This is a genomic window from uncultured Algibacter sp. (assembly GCF_947495925.1).
Lineage (GTDB): Bacteria > Bacteroidota > Bacteroidia > Flavobacteriales > Flavobacteriaceae > Algibacter_E.
On sequence record NZ_CANMAU010000005.1, the window covers coordinates 310204 to 332457 of the forward strand.

The 22254-nt window shown below is 31.9% G+C and carries 20 protein-coding genes and 1 riboswitch; of the genes, 2 read left to right on the forward strand and 18 right to left on the reverse strand.

Going from position 1 to position 22254, the window contains the following annotated elements:
- Window positions 1–4 precede the first annotated feature (4 nt).
- From Q0857_RS12345 to mnmE, 6 genes are all read right to left on the reverse strand, one after another.
- Window positions 5–2362: a chondroitinase-B domain-containing protein gene (locus Q0857_RS12345; RefSeq protein ID WP_298535703.1), complete on the reverse strand. Its 2358-nt coding sequence runs from the start codon at window positions 2360–2362 to the stop codon at window positions 5–7.
- Between the two features lie 37 nt (window positions 2363–2399).
- Window positions 2400–3356, reverse strand: coding sequence for a TIM barrel protein (locus Q0857_RS12350; RefSeq protein WP_298535705.1), 957 nt, complete (start codon window positions 3354–3356; stop codon window positions 2400–2402).
- Window positions 3357–3454: 98 nt separating this feature from the next.
- Window positions 3455–4378: a T9SS type A sorting domain-containing protein gene (locus tag Q0857_RS12355; RefSeq protein WP_298535707.1), complete on the reverse strand. Its 924-nt coding sequence runs from the start codon at window positions 4376–4378 to the stop codon at window positions 3455–3457.
- 966 nt (window positions 4379–5344) lie between these two features.
- Window positions 5345–5626, reverse strand: a complete 282-nt coding sequence (locus Q0857_RS12360; RefSeq protein WP_298535709.1) for a hypothetical protein — start codon at window positions 5624–5626, stop codon at window positions 5345–5347.
- Window positions 5627–5820: 194 nt separating this feature from the next.
- Entirely contained in the window at window positions 5821–7011 is a 1191-nt protein-coding gene (locus Q0857_RS12365) for a family 43 glycosylhydrolase (protein ID WP_298535711.1), read from the reverse strand.
- A gap of 239 nt (window positions 7012–7250) precedes the next feature.
- Window positions 7251–8642 (reverse strand): tRNA uridine-5-carboxymethylaminomethyl(34) synthesis GTPase MnmE, encoded by a 1392-nt coding sequence (gene mnmE / locus Q0857_RS12370; protein ID WP_298535713.1) that lies wholly within the window; start codon window positions 8640–8642, stop codon window positions 7251–7253.
- A 164-nt stretch (window positions 8643–8806) separates the two neighbouring features.
- Here mnmE and Q0857_RS12375 point away from each other — a divergent pair, with 164 nt between their 5' ends.
- On the forward strand, window positions 8807–10009 hold the full coding sequence (locus tag Q0857_RS12375; protein WP_298535716.1) for an HYR domain-containing protein: 1203 nt from the start codon (window positions 8807–8809) through the stop codon (window positions 10007–10009).
- A gap of 57 nt (window positions 10010–10066) precedes the next feature.
- On the opposite strand, the gene Q0857_RS12380 is transcribed toward Q0857_RS12375, so the two are convergent.
- The 10 genes from Q0857_RS12380 to Q0857_RS12425 form a co-directional block, all read right to left on the reverse strand.
- Window positions 10067–10903, reverse strand: a complete 837-nt coding sequence (locus Q0857_RS12380) for a S1-like domain-containing RNA-binding protein (RefSeq protein WP_298535718.1) — start codon at window positions 10901–10903, stop codon at window positions 10067–10069.
- A gap of 131 nt (window positions 10904–11034) precedes the next feature.
- Complete coding sequence (locus tag Q0857_RS12385) at window positions 11035–11373, reverse strand: DUF2853 family protein (protein ID WP_298535721.1); 339 nt, start codon at window positions 11371–11373, stop codon at window positions 11035–11037.
- Between the two features lie 96 nt (window positions 11374–11469).
- Window positions 11470–13176 carry a 2-succinyl-5-enolpyruvyl-6-hydroxy-3-cyclohexene-1-carboxylic-acid synthase gene (menD, locus tag Q0857_RS12390; RefSeq protein WP_298535723.1) on the reverse strand — a complete coding sequence of 569 codons (1707 nt, stop codon included), beginning with the start codon at window positions 13174–13176 and terminating at the stop codon, window positions 11470–11472.
- A 39-nt stretch (window positions 13177–13215) separates the two neighbouring features.
- A complete protein-coding gene (locus tag Q0857_RS12395; protein ID WP_298535725.1) occupies window positions 13216–14337 on the reverse strand; it encodes a chorismate-binding protein in 1122 nt (373 codons plus the stop codon).
- A 5-nt stretch (window positions 14338–14342) separates the two neighbouring features.
- Window positions 14343–14768: a PaaI family thioesterase gene (locus Q0857_RS12400; protein WP_298535727.1), complete on the reverse strand. Its 426-nt coding sequence runs from the start codon at window positions 14766–14768 to the stop codon at window positions 14343–14345.
- Window positions 14769–14907: 139 nt separating this feature from the next.
- Window positions 14908–15591 carry a hypothetical protein gene (locus Q0857_RS12405; RefSeq protein ID WP_298535729.1) on the reverse strand — a complete coding sequence of 228 codons (684 nt, stop codon included), beginning with the start codon at window positions 15589–15591 and terminating at the stop codon, window positions 14908–14910.
- Window positions 15592–15972: 381 nt separating this feature from the next.
- Window positions 15973–16449, reverse strand: coding sequence for a PAS domain-containing protein (locus Q0857_RS12410; RefSeq protein ID WP_298535731.1), 477 nt, complete (start codon window positions 16447–16449; stop codon window positions 15973–15975).
- Window positions 16450–16563: 114 nt separating this feature from the next.
- A riboswitch (cobalamin riboswitch) is annotated at window positions 16564–16700 on the reverse strand.
- Between the two features lie 28 nt (window positions 16701–16728).
- Entirely contained in the window at window positions 16729–17334 is a 606-nt protein-coding gene (locus tag Q0857_RS12415) for an MSMEG_1061 family FMN-dependent PPOX-type flavoprotein (RefSeq protein ID WP_298535733.1), read from the reverse strand.
- 166 nt (window positions 17335–17500) lie between these two features.
- On the reverse strand, window positions 17501–18442 hold the full coding sequence (locus tag Q0857_RS12420) for a T9SS type A sorting domain-containing protein (protein WP_298535735.1): 942 nt from the start codon (window positions 18440–18442) through the stop codon (window positions 17501–17503).
- Between the two features lie 346 nt (window positions 18443–18788).
- A complete protein-coding gene (locus Q0857_RS12425; RefSeq protein WP_298535738.1) occupies window positions 18789–19739 on the reverse strand; it encodes a nitronate monooxygenase family protein in 951 nt (316 codons plus the stop codon).
- 173 nt (window positions 19740–19912) lie between these two features.
- Between Q0857_RS12425 and Q0857_RS12430 the strand changes: the two genes are divergently transcribed.
- Window positions 19913–20416 (forward strand): nicotinate-nucleotide adenylyltransferase, encoded by a 504-nt coding sequence (locus Q0857_RS12430; protein ID WP_298535740.1) that lies wholly within the window; start codon window positions 19913–19915, stop codon window positions 20414–20416.
- A 49-nt stretch (window positions 20417–20465) separates the two neighbouring features.
- Here the strand turns inward: Q0857_RS12430 and Q0857_RS12435 are convergent, their stop codons facing one another.
- Entirely contained in the window at window positions 20466–21695 is a 1230-nt protein-coding gene (locus Q0857_RS12435) for a class I SAM-dependent rRNA methyltransferase (RefSeq protein ID WP_298535742.1), read from the reverse strand.
- A 3-nt stretch (window positions 21696–21698) separates the two neighbouring features.
- Window positions 21699–22232: a hypothetical protein gene (locus Q0857_RS12440; RefSeq protein WP_298535744.1), complete on the reverse strand. Its 534-nt coding sequence runs from the start codon at window positions 22230–22232 to the stop codon at window positions 21699–21701.
- Between the last annotated feature and the right edge of the window lie 22 nt (window positions 22233–22254).

Genomic DNA, 22254 nt, shown 5'->3' on the forward strand with positions numbered 1-22254 from the left:
ATTTTTAATACATCATTTTTAACTTTAAATTTTGCTCTGTTTTAATTTTCCCAGAGTTGATTAAATTATTCTCTAACTCACTATTGTTTTTCGCGCCCCATAATATGGCCACAAAGTCAATTGGATTATTTTTAAACGTATTCTTAGTAAGCTTAACATTTATAATACCTCGATGGTTTAACAGAATATGATTTTTTTCATTTGCACCACAGTTAGTAAAGGTTGAATTAGACACCATAAGGTTGCCTCCAATAGTTGACTCATCATAACCTCCTCTATAATAATCGATAACATTGGATTTAACATTTTCGAATTCACAATTAAAAATAGTCAAATACTCGGTATTATAATCCCCTTTATCATTGACCTCTTCTGATAGTTCAAGTCCATTTTCACAATTAAAAATTGAAGTATTTTTAAAAGTAATTCGTTCTGAAAAAGACTCCTTATAGACTTTTAGAACATAATTAAAATCACTTATACTAGATCCAGAAACTTTTAATCCAAAATGATTAGACATATTTTCTTTTAAACTAGCAAATGCATAATTTGTATTGTTTCCTTTTAAAACTAAATCATTAACAATTAATTTTCCTTTAGGGTTTAGAGCAAATAAAGGCGAATTAGCAGATCCATTGAATAGAATTTGTGCTTTTGCTCCTTCTTTAGATTGAATCGTTAAGGTCTTATCTATTATTAATGAATTATCAACGGTATATAGGCCCTCTTTTAAAGCAATAATATCACCAGGACTTGCAGCATCGATTTTTGATTGAAGACTATCTTCTGCGGCTACAACATGCACAACAGGTTCATTTTCTTCAGGCTCATTTGAATACCATGCTGTTCCATATTTGGTTTTATCCAATATATTTGGGTCGATAACGTCTATACCAATAACAGCTCCAATACTATTGTTATCTAGCCTGGATTTTCCAAATAAATCTTTATTAATGGTATTAAAATCAAAACCAATAAAAGGCTTAACTTCTGTAGGTATACCAGTTGGAAGACTAATATTATCTGATATCCTTTTCAAACCTAATGAGGCTTCAATTATACCTCCATCAAAATTATTAAACTTCGCATCATTATTATACGCAACATTATTTTTAAAAGTCACTCCGTCTGCCTTATCGTTTTCTATAACAACCTGGCTAACACCTGGTTTACTATATATAATATTATTAGCAACGGTAGTCCTAATAGCCCTAGCTGATCGGATTTCTGATTTCGGTAACACATCAGCTTGAGCAATGTTAGTCCCAACGCCAAACTGCCATGGTGAGCTACAATTTACATATGTATTATAGGCAACTACAACATCAGTAACCTGATTATACCTATTTTGCGGAGACTTAGGGATTCCATTCATAACCGCTAACGGACTCCTAAAACTTTTACCTTTAAGATTAAAAAAATAATTATTTGTAACCCAATGTCCTGTGTTTATAATTCGAATACCTCCATAGTTTTCGTTAATACCATCACCAATAAAGTAATTGCCATCAATAGTACAATAATTACCGTGCCTAGTAACTAAAGATCCTTCACTTTTATAAAAAACATTGTTTCTAAACTCATTGAAATTAGTTTTACTTGAAATTACTTCTACCTCACCGTTGCAAGCTTCAAACAAATTATTAGCAACCATAGTGTAACTTGGTGCCATAGATGTAAAACTGTTTCCTAATTGAATCGTTTCTCCGCTTGGTCCTCCTTTCACCGGTCTAGGACCAAAATGATTACTTACAATTTGATGATAATTATTAATACTTTCAATGCCTTCTAAATTTACGCGAACTGTTGGTCCCCTGTTGGTTTTCCCTGCTATATAACAGTTACTTAGTTCATTATGTCTACCCCAAAAATTAACCCACAGGTCACTATCATCTCTCTTTAATTTATTGAAATCTTCAATGACACAATTCGTAATTTTACAGTGATTTGCTATTTCGTCATCGTTTATTTTAAAATCTACAACCGCACTTGAAGGTGAATACCCATTTTTAAAATGTAAACCTTCCGCTATTAGATACTCCCCACCAAATTTTAAATAAGATACGCCTTCTATACTTACTCCTCCTTCAGTTTCTGCTCTCAAAGTAATAGGGGCTTCCTCGGTCCCTTGTCCTCTAAATTTGATTTGAATATCTTTCCATACACCGTTAGACAGTGTAATAATGTCACCAGGTTTAGTGTTTTCTAAAGCGGTTATTAATGATTCGTTGTCAGATACTAAAATTAAATTATCGCCCGAATCGTGCTGATTACACCCAAGACTTAAAAACAAAACTGTTAATAATAGGCCAGTCTTATTTATAATATTAAATAGAGAAACACTATTAGATTTTTTTTTCATGGTTATATTATATAGTAATTCAAGGTTGGTTATAATTTTAGGCTAATCTCCATAGTTTTTGGACCATATCAAGATCTTTTTTCATGGCATTATAAACAACCTCTTTATTCACTTTTATTGATTTCATCCCTTTTTCTGCACCACCTAAATCATACTCTAAATGGAGTGATACCGGTGGTCTTAACTTATATTGTTTAAGTAACCTAAAATATGCAGTAAAGTTTACTAATCCTTCACCAATAGGTACGTTTACGACTTTCCACTTTCCTTTTACTTTTTGCCATTTAAAGTCTTTAAGTACAATTGTTCTAATATATGGTTTTAATAATCTTAATCCATTTTCCCAAGAATTTGCACCCTCTGCTATGGCATGGCGAATATCATATTGAGTTCCAAAATACATAGAGTTTATTCCTTCCAGCAATTGATATACTTCCCAATATGATGCTCCTACCTTAATGCCTGAATGATTTTGATAACACCCTATAAGATCAAGTTCCTTATTCAATATAGTCAATTCTTGAATTTGTTTTTTATATTTTCGAATACTGCTTAACATATCTTCTTCTTCAGAATACCGAAACCAATTAGTTCTATAATAGGTAATACCGCATTTCGAGGCCATTTTCAACACATTAATATCCAAAGGATTTTGAACACTTTCAATTGCAGTCGTTATCATGGTGCACTTAGACCCACTTCTATTTATGGCATCTATAGCTAAAGGTAAGTCTCTATTAACATTTTCAGGAAGTACATGTCCATGGTTTCTAACAGTTAAATCAACCCCCGAAAACCCTAGTTCATTTGCTTTTTCACCTAGTGACTTATAATCTAAAAAATGTAAGTGCTTTGAAAATACATTGATATCTAAGGGATCAGAGGGCAACGAATTCATGTAAGCCCAAGCATCTTGATAAATTCCTAATTGCACAATAGCGCCTGCTACTAGAGCACTTGTTTTTATGAAATTTCTACGTTTATTTGATGACATGATTTTATTACAAAAAATACTATCTAACAAGTCTAATACCTAAATAAAAAAAAAGCCTTTTATAATTTACAAAAGGCTCTTTTCAACTAAACAAACAATTACTCTTTAACTATTTTCTTAACCACACTTTTCCCATTGGCATTAATTTTCAATAAATAAACCCCTGAGTTTAAACTTGAAATATTAAGCTTGTTATCATTCAATATATTACTTACTAATAATCGTTTTCCAATTACATTATATATTTCAACAGAACGTATAGTGATATTTTTAGATACGATAGAAACATAATCTTTTGCAGGATTTGGATATATATTAAAGTTGGATGCTAATAAATCTTCAACTGAAGCCGTGACCTCATTTGTTAGAAACATATAATCTAACCTAACAGACTCATCACCGTTAATAAAATCAAAACCTTTCGGGCTTCCTCCTACACCGGGATCTGCTCCACCTATACCTCTTGCAAAAAGAGCTATACTTGTTTCACTCCCAGAATTAAACGTAAACTCGGCTGTATAATATTCATCATCAGCAGTAGGATCTACCAACACGGCGGATATTAAATTATTTGCACCATCTTCCACCGATGCTAATGTCTCATACCCAAATCCACTTGAAGGCGCATTATCCGTATCTTCATATGCCGGTGTGTATCCGTCCTTATATTCAGAACCTTTTAGTATACGTATCTCTAATTTACTCGTAGATGTTGTTTCTCCTTCTATTTGATAGCTGTAACTCACTTTGTATTCAGTGTTTGCCAATACTTCAACCTCTTGATAGATTATATCATCGTTGTTTTTATCAAACTTAACTCCATCATTCGAACCCGATCCGTCAATATCAGTTGACGACCCTCCTTGATCGCCTATATCTTTATTCATCCAACCAGAGCAAGAACAGTCACTACCGGAGCTTTTTGGTATTTTATTAAAATGGTTGTTAAGCACTGCTGGCTGAACTTGTGCGTACCCAAATACAGACACACAAAGTAATAATAGAAGTAATTTTGTTTTCATAATAAATAGTTTAAAATTAATTAGTTATTTCTGGAAAACCAAATTGGTAAACCAAATTGGTTTTCCAAATATAATAATATATTTTGATTGGACAAATAATTTTAACATAAGCCTAAAGAAAATCGTAATTAAAAACTATTGAAAAATATTAAAAGACAATACGTTGAACGATCCTTAAGATCTACAGACACAAAAAATAATAGTATATATTATCTTTTTAGAATTACTTTGTTGATAATTCTGAAACAATAAGGTTAATATTTTGAATTACATAAAAGTAAAATATCCAGTATATTATTACTTAAAAGAAGATCCTGGTACATGCCCTACATGTGGTGTCAAATTCTATAAATGGTCGTCTGAAACTAAAAATTGATACTGTATTAGAATGGGGCTTTATATAAGGGAAAATTATATTTGTTCCATAGACAGCTTAGACGAATTAATAGGCAAATTTTAAAATTAAATAATTACGAATATTATAACCATTAATTAATCATTTGTAGATAAGGTATTGGTTACTTCTTTCTGAAATTTCTTAAATTCAGATTGTCTATAAAATTTGTATTGACTTATTTTAAACTTACCTACTATTTCCCTATACCATATGTAACTTTTTAATACTTATAGGAGTTTATGTGCTTTGAGGCGCAAAGGTGGTACAAAAAATTTATTATCCTTTTAATAGTCTGGTAATATTTTCTTCATTCACAATTGCAATAAATTTAATCTTTTGAGCCAATCAAGGGTTTTAATAAAACTTCTTTTCAAATAGGAATTTAAATCAAGACCTAAATTTCAAAATAAAACAAATTAACACACTGATTTTATAAGATAAAAGTTATTCGTCTTATAAACACATACTATAGTTTATAATTATTGATATTTACAAACCAAGAATATAGTTTTTTAAATATTACTAATTGTAAAAAATAAAAACAATTACATTAAATAGCCTTAGACATTTCATATATAATCACCAGTTTCAGAATAACCTTTTAAGTTATAACTGTTTGTCTGTAAACAAGATAATTGTATGTTTTTGTTTTCTATTGCCGCTAATCCAGCACCAATAGTTGATATTTTATTATTCATCGGTACAATAACAACATTTCGATCTTCAAATTGAGAAACATATTTTAATATCTCATCTCTAGTTTTTATTTGATCAGTCCAGAATATTTTAAATATTTGTGAATTTGACAATAATTCTAAAATTTGTTTATATCTATCTTCATTTCTATGCATAGAAGTAATGCTTATTCCCTTCTCTACGTACAGCCCAACTATCTTGATATGACACAACGCACTGAAACCATGTGGGTTTACGAGTTTCTCTATAACTAAGTGTTTTGAGAGCTGCTTCTAAGAATTCTAATATGATATCTGATATCTGATATTGCGTTTTTTTTTCAAATTGATCTAATTATTGATACCGCTCTCTAATTTCTCTTTTTTTGTAAAATCTCTGAAGTCACCCCATATTTCTCCGGGTATAGCATCACATCTCTAATAGTACTATAGTGTTTAAATTGTCCCCAATCTAAATTCTTTTTTGAATCCTGTTTTAAATCGCATTCAAAACGGACCAAAAATGTCCAATTAGACCGTCCGTAATGACATAAGCCCCAATCAAACCCCTTTCCGTTTTTAGTATCTAAAAATTTATCAGCAATATAGGCACCTCCAGCTGGCGGAATATCTTCTAAAACAGTAATGACTTCAAAATTAAGTCCATCCTCAGAATATTGTACTGTTCCTTTTTCAGGACCTGCCCAATCTACTATGGCTGCTATGCCTGATTTCCACGGAAACACCCATATCTCATGTCCGCTATTGGTTACAGGATTGTAAGGCGACTTTATATAGGGGCCTTCAGGTGAATCTGAAATTGCTACTCCCCATTTAGAGTCGGAATACATCTTTTCTCCAACGGCATGCCCTTTATAATATAAATAATATTTTCCGTTTCTAACAATAACTCCAGGGTCATGAACAGCTCCACTATCCCAAGAACCTGGCTCTAAGGTAGCATCTTCTAGAACATGAGTAAAACCCGTTTTGTGTTCATTTTTTAGTTTTCCATCAGGAGTTGTTCGTAAAATGGGATTAGAAAGTTTTGTCCATGGCCCGTCTGGAGTATCTGCCCAGGCCATACCTATAACATTACGTTGCTCGAAAAATGTTCTTGCCTGATAGGTTAAATAGTATTTGCCATTAGCCACTAATATATTAGTTGTAAAAACACTATAATCATCCCAAGAGCCTTTACCACCTCGCTCAACGGCCGGACCTTGTTCTTTCCAATTTACGCCATCTTTACTAGTAGCATACCACAAGTCTGCATTTAACCAACTTGATTCTGTGTCTTTACAATGGGTATACCAAACGTAATACAAATCGCCCACTTTAATAATAGAACTAGGGTCTCTCCTATTTACTCCCTCTTCATATCCCAAGCCACTAACAGGCTTATAACGGAAACGTGTATATAATTCATTATCACTATCATTTCCTGTAAACCGTTGCATAGACGAGCTAAGCTTAGTCTTACTTTCTTTCTTTTGTCCATAAATTGAATATGAAAATGTTGAACAAATAATAACAAATATCAAAACACTTTGTGAACTCATAAAACAATAGACTTTTTTATCAAACAAATTTGTATGCTTCACTTTATACTAGATGTAAATAACATTCCAGTTGCCGGAACATCATTCACATTTTTTACACCATAATTGAAAATATAGTATTGAGACACAATAAATGTATAACAATGGCTTTATTAATGGAAATTATAACGCTTGAAATTATTAACAGTAACATGATTTACAGTTAATTAAAATTAAATGTAATCAGATGGAATTACTAATTACTTTCCGATACAAAAATTGGCAAAAATATTTCCTAGTAAATCATCATTCGTAATTTCACCAGTGATCTCACCAAAATGATAAAGCGCTTGGCGAATATCTATAGCTAACAAATCACCAGAAAGCTGAGAGTCCAGCCCACACTTAACTCTATCTATTTCTTCAAAAGCTTTCAATAACGAATCATAATGCCTTGAATTAGTTACTATTGTATCATTATTCCTTAATGCACCAGTGTTTACAAAGCCAAGTAGTTTTTCTTGTAAGGCATCGACACCCATTTTAGTTTTAGCCGATAACAATTCTACATTCGATACTTCGGCTTTCAGGCTTAAAATTTCAACTTCAGAAAGTTTATCAATCTTATTAGCAATAACAATGAGTGGCTTTTGTGGGTACTTATTTTTTATTTTCTCAATTTCAACTTTAAATGTTGAACTGGCTGTCTTAAAATCGGATGCATCAAATAAATAAATAACTACTTGAGCCTGATCAATTTTCTCAAAGGTTTTTTTAATACCTATACTTTCAACAACATCATCTGTTTCTCTTATTCCGGCGGTATCTATAAATCTAAAACCAATTCCACCGATACTTATTTCATCTTCAATAGAGTCTCTTGTAGTTCCTGCTATATCAGAAACTATGGCACGCTCTTCATTTAGAAATGCATTTAAGAGCGTTGATTTTCCAACATTAGGTTCGCCCACTATCGTTACTGGGATACCATTCTTAATTACATTTCCAACTGCAAAAGAATCAATGAGTCGTTTTAATACAAAACGTATACGTTCTATCAATTCTTTAAACCGTGTTCTATCTGCAAACTCAACATCTTCCTCGGCAAAATCTAGTTCTAATTCAATAAGCGATGCAAAATTTAAAAGTTCTTCTCGGAGCTTGGCAATCTCTGATGAAAACCCGCCGCGCATCTGCTGCATAGCTATTTGATGGCTTGCCTCATTATCACTTGATATCAAATCTGCTACAGCTTCAGCCTGTGACAAATCTAATTTACCATTTAAAAAAGCTCTTAACGTAAATTCACCAGCTGTAGCCATTCTACATCCTTTTCGAAGGAATAACTGAATAATTTCTTGTTGTATATAGTTGGATCCATGACACGAAATTTCAACTACATTTTCACCGGTATAAGAATTAGGGTTTTTAAACACCGATACCAAAACTTCATCTATAGTTTTGTTGTTATCAACAACCAGCCCTAAATGAATAGTATGCGTTTTTTGTTCTAAAAGAGACTTTTTATCCTTTACAGATTTAAAACATTGATCTACGATTTCAATGGCATTACTACCAGACAAACGTATAATTGCTATAGCCCCAGCTCCTGACGGGGTTGCTAATGCCACTATTGTATCTTGGTTTATCATCACACAAAAATATAAAATTGATTATGCATAATACTTATTAAATTAATTTTTAAAAATTGTAGTCACTAATTTTTTTAAAAAACATATGTTACTACTCTTTAGGTCATATGTATTCCTGTTTTTATATTTCCAACATGTATCTTTGTATTTTAAATTAATAAAGCATGTTAAAGAATTATTTGAACTATTTACTTCTATTATCTTTATCTCTATTGTTAAATTCATGCAGTAGTGATGGTTCTAATATGGAAGCAGAGGAGAAACAAAAAAGTGAAGATAAGATCTTACCAACGATTAAGTGTCTTGATAATATAAATATTAGTGCAGATCAGTTTTCTAACAGTATAACTGTTGATTATGAAACTCCTGTTGGCACAGACAATATTGAAGGTGCAGTTACAATACAAACTGAAGGGCTGAAATCAGGCAGTCTATTCCCAATTGGAAACACCACAAATACCTTTGAGGTAAAAGATGCATCAGGGAATACTGCCTCATGTAGTTTTGATGTGGAAATAACACAAGAAGTCCCATTACAATCAATGCCCTATTTTGTTAACAATAATCCTACTCCTACTGGAAAGAAGTGGAGTAAAATTGAAGAGTTATCCGATGAATTTAATGATACTGATTTTGATGACAATAAATGGCACAGGAACCCCGCTAGTGACCCTTTTAGGTGGTATGGAAGACCTCCTGCCTTATTTGAATCTGATAATGTAAGTGTTAGCAACGGAAACCTTAACATTACAGTTGAGAAATTTGATACACCAAAAAATGTAAACAACACATCTTGGACCCATGGTGGAGCAATTCTTAGGTCTAAAACTAAAGCTAAATATGGTCAATATTATGAGTGTCGTATGAAAGCCAATAAAACCGTTATGTCTTCTACATTTTGGATAGCTTTTCCTCAAAACTGTAATTCAGGTCCCATTAGAAAACTTGAATTGGATATACAAGAATGTGTAGGAAGAACCCATGATGGTACTCATTCTTGGGCAAAAAAATGGGATGCTATTTATCATTCCAACACATGGAGGCATCAAAGATCATGCGACACAGAAGTTAATGAATCAAAACAATCTCCTGGTAAGGTAAACCTAGATGAAAAAAATAATTCAAGATTTTTTGTTTATGGGTGCTGGTGGAAGTCGCCAACTGAATTATTATTTTACCTAGATGGTGAATATGTCTACACTATTACTCCTCCAACAGATTTTGACATTGAAGGGCATATAACTATGGCTATTGAAACCTATGATTGGAACCCTATAGATGTTGATAATATTTTTGAAACAGGCTCTAAAGACGATTTAACAACTAAATACGACTGGGTAAGAACTTGGAAGCTAGAGGATATCTAATCGTAACTGGACGAGCAATATTTAAATAAGAAGAAAGCCTACTCTAAATTAGACATATTAAGTTTCTAATAAATAAATACCATCCGTTCTTATCTCAATCTGACGTTGTTTATATAGAGTTCCAACAGCCTTTTTAAAATTTTTTTTACTCATTTGTAGTATATCTTTGATAGCTTCTGGACTTGATTTATCAGTAAGATTTAAAAAACCACTATTATCTTGAAGTTCTTGTAAAACTCGGTTAGCATTGGGCTCTATATTTCTATAGCCTATCTGTCCTAAAGCGACATCTAACTTATTTCCTAGGCGTACTTTTTTTATAACTCCTTTTAACTTATCTCCTATACTAAGGTCTTTAAAAATGTTATCCTTATAAATTAAACCCGAATGCATTTTATTTACAATCACATTCATACCAATATCTGATGGATGCGAAACAATTAAATCTACTTCATCAAACGCTTTAACAGTAAGTTCACTATTATCTAAAAATCTATTGGTTTTACTAGAAGCAACTAACCGATCTGTTTTTTCATCTAAATAACAATGTACCAAATACCAACCTCCAGGTTTCATTTTAAAGGCTTGCTCTTTAAACGGGCAAAATAATTCCTTTACCAGCCCCCAATCTAAAAACGCACCATAATCGGTAACCTGATTACAACGTAATAAAGCAAAATCACCACGCTTAACATATGGCATATCTGTGGTGGCCACAGGTCGCTCTTCATTGTCTAAATAAACAAAAACATCTAGCTTATCCCAAATTTTAAATGATTGAGGGACATAACGATTTGGAAGTAACACTTCGTTATCTTCATTATCAATTAAATATATACCATGATCTGTTTCACGTAATATTTCTAATGTATTTACTTCCCCTAATATTATCATGGTGCAAAGGTAATCATATTAAGAAAGACTGTTTGATTGATTGATAATAAAAATTTAAACCAATTAGTATACTTATCACAAAAAAAAGCGCTACAATTATGTAGCGCTTTTTAACTTAAAAATTTTATATTCTAGTATACAGTTTCTTTACCAAAATGCTTTGTTAGCAAATAATAAACAACCGCTCTATATTTATTTCTATTTGACTTACCATACTGCTCCATAACAGCTTCAATTCCCTTATCTAAATCTGCGCCATCACTAAGTCCTAATTTTTTAATTAAGAAATTGTTTTTAACAGTTGCCAATTCTGAATCATCAGACCCCGATACTGTTGAAGCATCGGCATTGTAAATTGAAGGACCACAACCAATAGTTACTTTAGTTAATAAATCCATATCTGCATTTACACCACATTTATCTTTTAAATCTGCTGCATATTTAGCAATAAGCTCATCTCTCTTACTCATAATGATTTCGTTTTAATGTATTTGAAAATTAATTAATAGTTAACCGTTTTAAAGATACTATATTTTAAGACACAACATTTATCAAAACGTCACAAATTACTTAATGAATTCAAAGTATTTTAAAAGCACATCGTCATTTATAGCTTTAGGCGTAAAAATTTCAAGGAGTTTAGGTTGTTCATTTTCTGTGTAAAATGATTTTAAGGCTACCTCCAAAGTCTCTTCAGATGAAGAAGTTGTATATTGAATAGCGTGCATCCTGCATAAATACTCCGCCGTAAGATTATGTGTTGTTTCAAAATAGGTATCAAAATTTTCGGTATTCTTATGTCCTGGTAAAATCCTAAAAATCCCACCACCCTGATTATTGATTACAATAATTCGGAAGCTTTTAGGTATATAATTATTCCAAAGCCCATTACTGTCATAAAGAAAACTTAAATCTCCTGATATAAAAATAGTCGGTTTATTTCGAGATACTGCACAACCAATAGCTGTTGCCGTGCTGCCATCAATCCCACTCGTTCCTCTATTACAATACACCTCCACTGTATTATTCAAATTAAATAACTGCGTGTAACGAATGGCGGAACTATTTCCTGATTGTAAAATGTAGTTATCAGGAATTGATTTTAAAACTTTATTAAACACTTTAAAATCTGAAAAAGGAATTTCTTTTAAATATTCTTCATGCTTTTCTTCCCTGTTTTGCTTAACTAAAGACCAATTAATTTTATAATCACTTTTTATGGAATGCGTGACCTTTGGCAAAAAAACCTCAAAAAATTGATTTGGAGTTGCTTCAATATGGTTATTTAAACTGAAAAATGTATCATTAGCCTGTTTAGAATCGATATGCCAATGATGTTTAGGTTTAAATTTTCTTAAAAGTTGTTTGATTTTTTTTGAAATAATCAAGCCTCCAAAAGTTAATAAAATATCTGGTTGAAGTGCTTTTTGCTCTTCTTCTGTTAAGGGAGCAATGAGTTTATCAATACTAGGAAAAAAACTCGAATGATGTAAGTTTGAAGTGGTCTCGGTTAAAACAATAACGCTATCATCGTTAGCCAATATGTCCAGCCACTTCTGTTCTAATTCATTGGGAGGGTTAGTCCCTACCAAAATCATTTTTTTAGTAGCCGCATTCCAAACTTGAGCACAAGATTGAATCATATTGCCTTCAATGTGCTTAGGTTTAACAGAAACTTCTGTTTTCGAAGGATTGACGCTCAATGCGCTAATCATTTCGTACAAGGGCTCATCAAATGGAATATTAATATGAACTGGTCCCTTTTTTAAAACACTCATATTTATTGCTTCGTTAATATCCTTCTCATTATAGATTTGAATATCTTCTTGTCGGCTATCGGAATACTCAAACTCATCTTTTAAATCGAGCTTTAAGTTTCTCGATAATAAAATATGGTTATCAAAAACATTCTTTTGATTTATAGTTTGGCCATCACCAATACCAATTAATTTCTCCGGTCTATCTGCCGATAAAACAATTAAAGGTATATTACTATAATAAGCTTCGGCTACAGCAGGGTAATAATTTAAAAGTGCACTTCCAGATGTACACACTAAGGCAGTTGGCTTGTTTAGTTGTTGAGCTATACCAAGGGCAAAAAAGGCAGCACAACGTTCATCTACAATACTATAACACTTAAAATAGTTGTCATTAGTAAACCCAATGGTAAGTGGTGCATTTCTACTGCCAGGAGAAATTATAATGTGTTTTACTTCCTTTGCTTTACATAATTGAACAACAGTCTGCGCAAGAGGAATTTTAGGGTATGTCATTTAATAAAAATCAATTGTCAAAAATAAGAAATCCGATGCTTATAGGGCGTTTCTAACTACTAAAGATTTTGATACTGTTTCCTCCCATTCAACTTCAGGATCTGAACTTTCGGTTATACCACCACCGACATAAATAATGCCTTGTTTATCTTTAATTTGCATGCATCGCAGATTCACATAGAGTTGTGTACTATTTCTTTTAACAGCATAGGCTCTATTTTCAATATTTCTCCAACCAGACCTTGGCGCTACTTCGGTTTCAAAGTTTAACTCTCCTAAAAAACCTGTATAGAATTCACGATTATAGTTCTCATTATTCAAAATAAATTGCTTAGCCTCAGCTCTAGATAAACCACAAACAGCAGGCGTTGGGTGCAAGCCATCTATAACTTCATTTAAAAGCACCTCAGATTTTAATCGAGCTGAAATGATAGTTTTTAAATGCACTAAGTTTCCCGCTTTAACAGTTTCAACATCTGAGACCTTAAAACGATCTACCAATGGTTTTAAATGATTTAAAATAAAATCAGTAACAAATTGTTGTTCTTGCTTCTCTTTATCTTTCCAACTTACATTAAGTGTTCCTCTATAATCTTGCGTTCCTGCTAATGCCATAATAGAAAAACGTTTGCCTTCTATTTTTATTAAAGTTTCGGGAGTAGCACCTAACCATAGTCCCACTTTAGGATGATACCAACAATATACAAATGCAGACTTGTAAGTGTCCAATAAATTTTTAAATATAGAAATTGGATTCGTTTCTGAAAGTTTCACCTCTTCCCGCCTGGATAATACCACTTTCTGAAACTCTTTGTTCTTTATAGCTTCAACTCCTTTTTTCACAAGGTTAATGTGATGCTTTTTAGATTCCTCTGAAGTACCTGATGTAAAACGCGATGTCACTATTCTTCTGGGAACATTATATAAATCAGAACAACTTACGTCTTCTGATTTTTCTATTGGTATTAAAACCGTTTTTTCTAAATTATCAAAAGGCGAAAACACAAATCCTTTTTCGGTAAAGTTATTAGTAAAAAATAACTCGCTTGTTTTTTGAAGTAAAGCATTAATTTTTAACTTGTTTGGTTTTCGATAAGCAATAAAGGGTAATTGATTTAAGTATTGATCTTCAATACGTTTAACAAAGTCTTCAGAAGTCATCAAATTTATTTTGATTTTGGAAGAGCAATAGTAGTCAATTTACATAACGAAATCAAATTATCATGATCATCCGTGACCCGAATTTCTATAAGTTGGGTGGTTCTTCCTTTATGCAAATAAACTCCTTTTGCATATACATAGCCTTCCTTAACACTTTTTAAATGGTTTGCAGAGATTTCTATTCCCCTAACAAACACTTTATCTAAGTCCATAAGTATTTGAGCAGCAAAACTTCCTGTGGTTTCTGCTAAAGCGACTGTAGCTCCTCCATGTAAAACACCATCAGGCTGATGAACAGAAGCATTTACAGGCATTTTTAAGATCATAAAATCTTCACTACAATCAACAAATTCAATATCCAAATGTGCTATTAACGTTTTTTTGCGAATAGTATTAAAAACTTTAGAAATTTCTTCTTTAGAGAAAGACATAATAATGAATTAAGAATATGAGAAGTAAAAATACAAAACCTTAGGTAAAAGTGTATATTGGTGTGTATTTAGATCATAAAAAACCACCATGTTAAAATCATAAACATGGTGGTTTTTATTAACCTTATATAAGTGCAGATTACTTTTTTGCTTGATCGCTAAAAGCTTTTACAACCTTTTTAGCATATGGCCCTGCAATAGCAGAAACCGAACCAGGATCGGTAATATTAGAAGACACTACAGCAACTAACTGACGGTTTTCTTCTCTGTCTAAATCATAAATAACCGTTTCTAATTTATAAATATCAGATTCATAAGTGCGTTGTGAACGTGGTACGTAACTTCCTCCGTATCCGTAAGGGGAATAAAAAGATCCATAGTAACCACCAAAACCACCATATCCTCCGTAATAATAAGGATAATATCCTCCTGTGGTATAACCGCCTGATTCTTCAGTTCTAACTTCCGTTTTAACATCTTTTAAAACAGTTAAAACGATACCTTGAAACCCGTCTTTTTTAAACTGAGCGACTAAATTATCAATATCTGCTTCTGTAAGTTTTTGATTATGCTTAACCTTTGGGTATTTAGTATAACTAGATGTTGCCTTAACTCCTGCAGCATTAATTTCTTTAGTCATTTCTTGCTCCATCAATTGCCTTGTTGCCAAATCATCAGTTCTTGCAATTATTAAAAATGAATCATTAATCATTTCTCTCGTATCAGGTGCTGACCAAGAATCTGTTACTTTAATTGAGGGCCCACAACTATAAACAACAGCTAATAAAAGTAGGGTTGCCAACATTTGCAATTTTTTTCTCATAATTCTAAATTTTAAAAAGTGTTAAGTTATAGACTATATATTGTAAAAGTCCTTAAATTGTTAATGAAATCAAATATAAGAAATATTGTCTGATATTTTTAGCATAAAATAAACAAAACAATATCTAAAAACACATAGACTATACCTGTGTTTTAATTAACTTGATTCACAAATGTTTTTGTATTCGTTGTGACTCCCTTAAAAGAAAATTATCTTCCAATGGATCAGACAAATGCACAAGTTGAGAACCACCTTTACTTCTCCCCTGTACATAAGATAAACTATATACCAATTGAAAATGTTTTAAATAATGACTTAACCCCTATATATCATAGAGGCCACAAAAACCGTTTCACTATAAATTTAAGAATCTAGATGCTATTAACGGACTTGCATCTCCAATGCCAAAAAATGAGTAATATCGTTTTCATTATTTTTTAATGGAAAAATATTTATTTTACATTTATATATACTTCCACTCTTTTTGTAATTTGTTACAACGTCATTAAACGGTATTCCTTTTTTTAAATTATTTCTAATTCTTCCCAACGTTACCTTACAAGTTTCTTCTCCTTGTAAAAAATTAGGCTTTTTCCCAATAGCATAATTCACAGGATATCCAGTCATTCTTGAAAACTCTTTATTAGTCCAAATAATTTGTTTGCTATTATCAGTTAAAACCAACACATCGTATTCATAACTACGAATTATAGAAGGCAAGTCTGTATACCACCCTAATTTGCACTGGTACCTTTTTAGTGTTTCTATATCGCAATTCGTATTAAATGATTTTGTTTGATTTGCTAAATGCTCAGAATAGATATCCCAGCATTTTAATGGCCCTTGTTTTATTTTCATTACTTCAATGTTTTTTTATGCAGAGTCATTGAAGTCTTAGAAGGTTTAATTAGCTACAATTAAACTTCTTTGATATATAAATATCTAGACCAAGCTTCAAATCGCGAAAGCATTATTGGTTAATTTATACAGGATAAGTATCTGGCTTATAACAGCTTAAAAACTATTAATTACAGTTGCGCGACAGCTTGTGATTTTAACACAATTCCTTTTTTATCAGCTTTAGCTAACTCCTGAATTTTAAACAAATATAAATAGAATTTTACAAGCTTCCTTAATTTATAAATCAGATTTATATCGTTCTTCCATAGCCTCTCTTGTCTCTGGTGGTTCTTCAGAGCCTAATTGATCTTTAAGCATCTGCCCCATAGTCGGAAATAAATCTTGATCCATATAGAAAGAAGGTTCCCAAAGCTTAGATCGCATAAAAGCTTTTGCACAATGCAAAAATACTTCTTCAATAGACACAACAATACATGATTTTGGCTTGTTATTTTCTGACTTAAACAAGTCTAAATGTTTTTGGTTAACAGACAAATGAGCACTTCCATTTATGCGTAATGTTTCATTTATTCCTGGAATCATAAATAATAACCCAATACGCCCAGTATCTATAATATTTGAAATACTATCAAGTCTGTTGTTTCCCTTTGCATCAGGAATTATAATTTCTGTGTTATTTGTTATTTCAACAAAACCTGTTTTCCCTCCTCTTGGAGAAGTATCTAAATACCCAGATTTATTAAAAGTAGAAACGACTATAAACGGTGAAGATTTAATAAAATTAATCGAATGCTTTTCTAATTTACTTTGAACCTTAGTTTTTGCTCGCCCTATTGGTAAATCATAAAGATTTCGAAGTTGCTCAATATTGGAGATTTTCATAATATTCAATGTTGAATTAAAGTTAATTAGATTTATTTTAAAAAAATAATTTCTGAGCATAAACTCCTTATCTCAACATTTAAAACACTTTAATCAAAAATAAAAGCCATATTTATTTTAACATATGGCTGTTATAAAATTTAATAAATCTATTATGTATACTAGACTATTTAATTACTAATTTTTTAATAGTCGAAAGGTTTGCACCTGCAACTTTAACAAGATAAATTCCCGAGTTTAAATTAGATACATCGATACTTTTTGTTTTAGAATCTAAACTACCAGTATAAACAACTTGTCCAGCAATATTACTAATTGTAACTTTCGAATTAATTGCTTCACTATTTCCTAAACTAATTTGAAGTGATTTGCTTGCTGGGTTTGGATACATATTGAAGTTTATTAATGACGCATCATCAACGCCTAAACTTGCAACTTCACGTAACTGATAAGCATTTAAATTAAAACCTTCTGTTCCATTTAAATCTTTATTCAAATCTAGTACGAAAGAGGTACTCTCTGCTTCGAAAGCACCATTAATTACGATACCAGGGCCAGCAGCATAGGTAGTTGTAGCATCCGAGCCATAACTTGTTCCGCCTTGCACCCCTATTACAATAAAGGCATCCGCTTGGTCAGCTCGTTTATCCCCCATAAAAAATTGTAATTTATAATTTTTTCCAACTTCTAAACCAGAAATCGTAACTGTACCTGCACCAGCATTCCATAAAAACCGGCTTAAAAGTTCATCATAAACTGCAATACCAGGAGCTTCAGGATCATACTGATCAACAGTAAAGGGCACAACGTTTTGCGTATTTGACTCAAAGTTTGCTGTGGTAGGATTAGCAAAAGCATTACCCGAAGCAGCTCCACTTGCTTTTCCTGAAAAAAGAACGGTGTTAATTGTAGTGTCATGTGCGCTATCTGTATCTCCTCCTGAAAAATTAATTGCCTCTATTAAAGTACCTTCAGTTAAAACTTCAGTTCCATCAACTAAAGCTACTGTACTCCAACTGATGCTTTGTTGGGCTATTGCTTTTTGCGTGGTAATAAAAGCCAAAAGGCAAATAGCCATAAATAATGAATGCGTAATTTTTTTAGTCATAATAGTTATGTTTTAATTATTAAAATCCGAAATTTCAGTTTTTATCATTATTTGTCGCATCATAAATGTTTTAATTTTAGTAACATATCGTTTTTTACTAATTTTAAATTCACTTAGGAAACATAAACAGTAGCATTCACACCTTTTAAAGAGATATCTAAATCTTATGATTTTATAAACCTGGAAATAACAAAAAAATCCAAGAATTCTATAAAATTAATCGCATGCTTTTCTAATTTACTTTTAACCTTAGCTTTTGCACGCCCTTTTGGTAAATTGTAGAGTTCACGGAGTTGTTCGGTAGTTGAAATTTTCATTGCAAGAATATTTATAACAAATCTAAGAATTATGAACTAACTAATTTTTTAATAATCTCTTTAACTGGAAGAATACCTTTTGTATGTTCTATGCTTGGTCCTGCAACCCAAACAGTCTTATATGTTGCCTTAGTAGCAGCATTTTTAGTAGCATTCATACCTATTGAAAACCGAATCATCTTAACCCACTTTTTAAGTTTTTTATTCTTATTTAAAATGGATTCTAACCAAGTTTGCTTTGTTCCTATTTTTTGAACATATGGTGTGTTAATGACCGTGCAAGGTGTTCCTGAAATACGTTCAGTCATAACAATATCATCTTCACCATAATCAACACATGCTTGCTTATATTCTTCCGTCACATTAGCCTCTATAGAAGCTATAAACGGACTCCCAACAGAAACGCCCTCGGCACCATAGTTAAGCATTTTATCAATATCAGATTTACAACCAACTCCCCCCGCAGAAATTATTGGAATATCACAGTTGGAACTAAGCTCGCCTATCAAGTCCTTTGGTGATTTCCCTCCTCTGTGTCCACCAGCTTGATTATTAACCGCAATAATAGCATCTGCTCCCAACTCTTCTACCTTCTTTGCAAATTTTAAATCGATTACATCACAAAACACTTTGATGCCAACTTTGTGAGCTTGATTAATAGTTTCTTCCGGACTTCCTAATGAAGAAATAATAAAATCGCAACCTTCTTCACAAATCACTTCTAGTTGTCCTTTATATTTTACGTTTGACTTGTTTACAATAAGATTAAAACCAAATGCCCCCCTATTAGGTTTAACCGATTTTAACTCTCGTATAGCCAATCGCAATTCGTCTAAAGTTCTATAATTAAGCGCAGGAATACAGCCCGCTATACCACTATTCATAGCTTCCTTTACCATGGCTACGTTTGAAACCAAGAACATTGGTGCTTGAATTATAGGATGCTCAATTTGCAAAAGCTCGGTTAATTTGGTTTTCATGTCTTTTTTTTCAAATATAAAAATATTATGCATGCATAACAAATAAGATAGATATAATTAACCTATGTAATGAAAAACAATAAGTTATAAAAATAGAGATATGACTTTTACCATTCTTTTATTATGCATGCATAGTTAATTTTACACAATTAATTATCATAAAAAACATTAATATGAAAACCATAGCGCTTACTTTAACCACTTTATTTGCTGTCGCAAATATTCATGCACAAACTGTCGAATTACCACAAACAATAATATCTTTAAATTATAAGTATATAGATAACCATGAAACTAATAATACACCCATATATGTTAAAAAATTAGAATCTGAAGTACTAAACTATAATCATAAAGATGAAATATCTGAGCTTTACGATGATGAATACGATACTTACAGCGTGTCTTTTCATATTCCAAAAGGCAAAATTGTGGCGGCTTACGATAAAAACGGAAAAATTATAAGAACAATTGAAAAATATAACAATGTTAGACTTCCACTTGAAGTGATGCAGGCCGTATCAAAACGATTTCCTAATTGGGCAATTGTTGAAGACGTATACCTTGTAAAATATCACTATGAAGTGGATACTTTAAAACAAGAGTACAAAATAAAAATTAAGAATGATGACCAAACAATTATGGTAAAAACAAACGAAAAAGGTTTATTTCTTTAAGTTTAAAAAGATATGGACGTAATCTTTGAATCATTTTATAATTCAAAGATTAGTTTATAAATTTATAATAACCACATTTTAAGTAGGCTCCCTCTGTAAATGTAATGGGATGATCAATATCATGGCCTGTTTCTAGAATGGTCTCAAATCTTCTTTTACTAGAATTCAGTACATGGTTATTAATAGCTAAAAAATCTTCAGCAATAACACGGGATGAACAAGAAGCCAATACTAGAAGACCATTTCTATTGGTTAATTGTTCTCCTAGTTTAGCTAACTGACTATACTTCTTTTTTGCTAATTGAACTTCAGAAGCTTGTTTAGCAAAACTTGGAGGGTCAATAACCACAACGTCAAAGGTGATTTTATTTTTTATTAATTTTTTGAGCTCTTCAAAAGCATCTCCTACAATGGTTTTATGTTTTCCGGTATACGTATTAAGCTTGCCATTTTGAATTGCTATTTCTAGTGCTTGTTTGCTAATATCTAGGCTTGTAACTTCCTTTGCTCCATTAAACAGCGCATGAACCGAAAAACCACCAGCATATGAAAACACATCTAAAACTGTTTTGCCTTTACTCCACTCTCCTACCTGCCTTCTATTAGCCCTGTGATCTAGAAAATAACCCGTTTTGTGTCCTTTAATGACATTTGCAGAAAACTGCACACCATGTTCGAAAAAATTAACCACCTCTTTTTCAAGCTTACCATAAACAACCTCTCCGTTTGAAAGTTGATTTAGCTTGGATTGTTCTAAACTTCTACTTAATCGAATAACAACCGTTTTTGCATTTGATGTTTGTTGTAAACTAGGTATTATTTTAACCAAATACGGCAACCATATTTCAGAATATATTTTAACAACTAATACCGAATCATACACATCTGCAATCAATCCTGGAAAACCGTCATTTTCTCCAAACAACAGGCGATAACTAGTAGTTTTTGTTTTTAATATACGTTCCCTTTTAGAAAAAGCCTCATCAATCTTTTTCTGAAAAAAAGCAGCATTAATCTCTACTTTCTCAGAACCACTATGAAGCATCTTTATTCTAATTGGAGAGTTTGCATCAAATAATCCTAACCCTATTACTCTATTTTTATTTTTGCTAAAAACTATGGCCAAATCTCCAGATTTAGCATCATTATTTATCTTAGTAATATTATTAGAAAAGACCCAAGGATGGCCTTTAACTACAAACTGTTCTCCTTTGGCGTTAAGTTTTACTGCAAGACGTTTTGGGGAATATTTCGATTTGATTTTTTCAGAAAAATTCACAAATTATTCCTTTACAAATGACGCAACAATTTCTGTTACACCTGTTATGGTTTCACCTCCTTCAATTTCTTCCACAGTTTCAGTCATTTTAATGATCAACTCGGTTTCGGTAAGCTTCAAAATATTTACTAAGCGAATATCATCATCTTCAACATCTAATGTAGGGTCCGTAATTATTAACTCACTACCATTAATTTCCCATATACCATCTCCTAAAAATTCAAAATTTTCAACATCTTCAGTAAGTTCAACACCATTTATAGTATAAGTGATTTTCATGTTCAAATTACCTTCAGAGGTAACCGTATTCGGTGATTTAGCAAATAATAATTCGTTATTCAAATCGTAACCATCACCTGTAATGGTGCTCAAAATAGTCTGTCCATTTACTTCGGTTTTCACTTCTCCTTGTAGAGTAATTTCTGTACCTATCCATGTACCAATAATATTCTCAAATACTTGTGTTTCATTATCATCGCTAGAACAAGATGTAATGAACATAATTAAAACCAATACAATACTGCTAATTTTTTTCATACTTATTTTTTATCAAAATTAA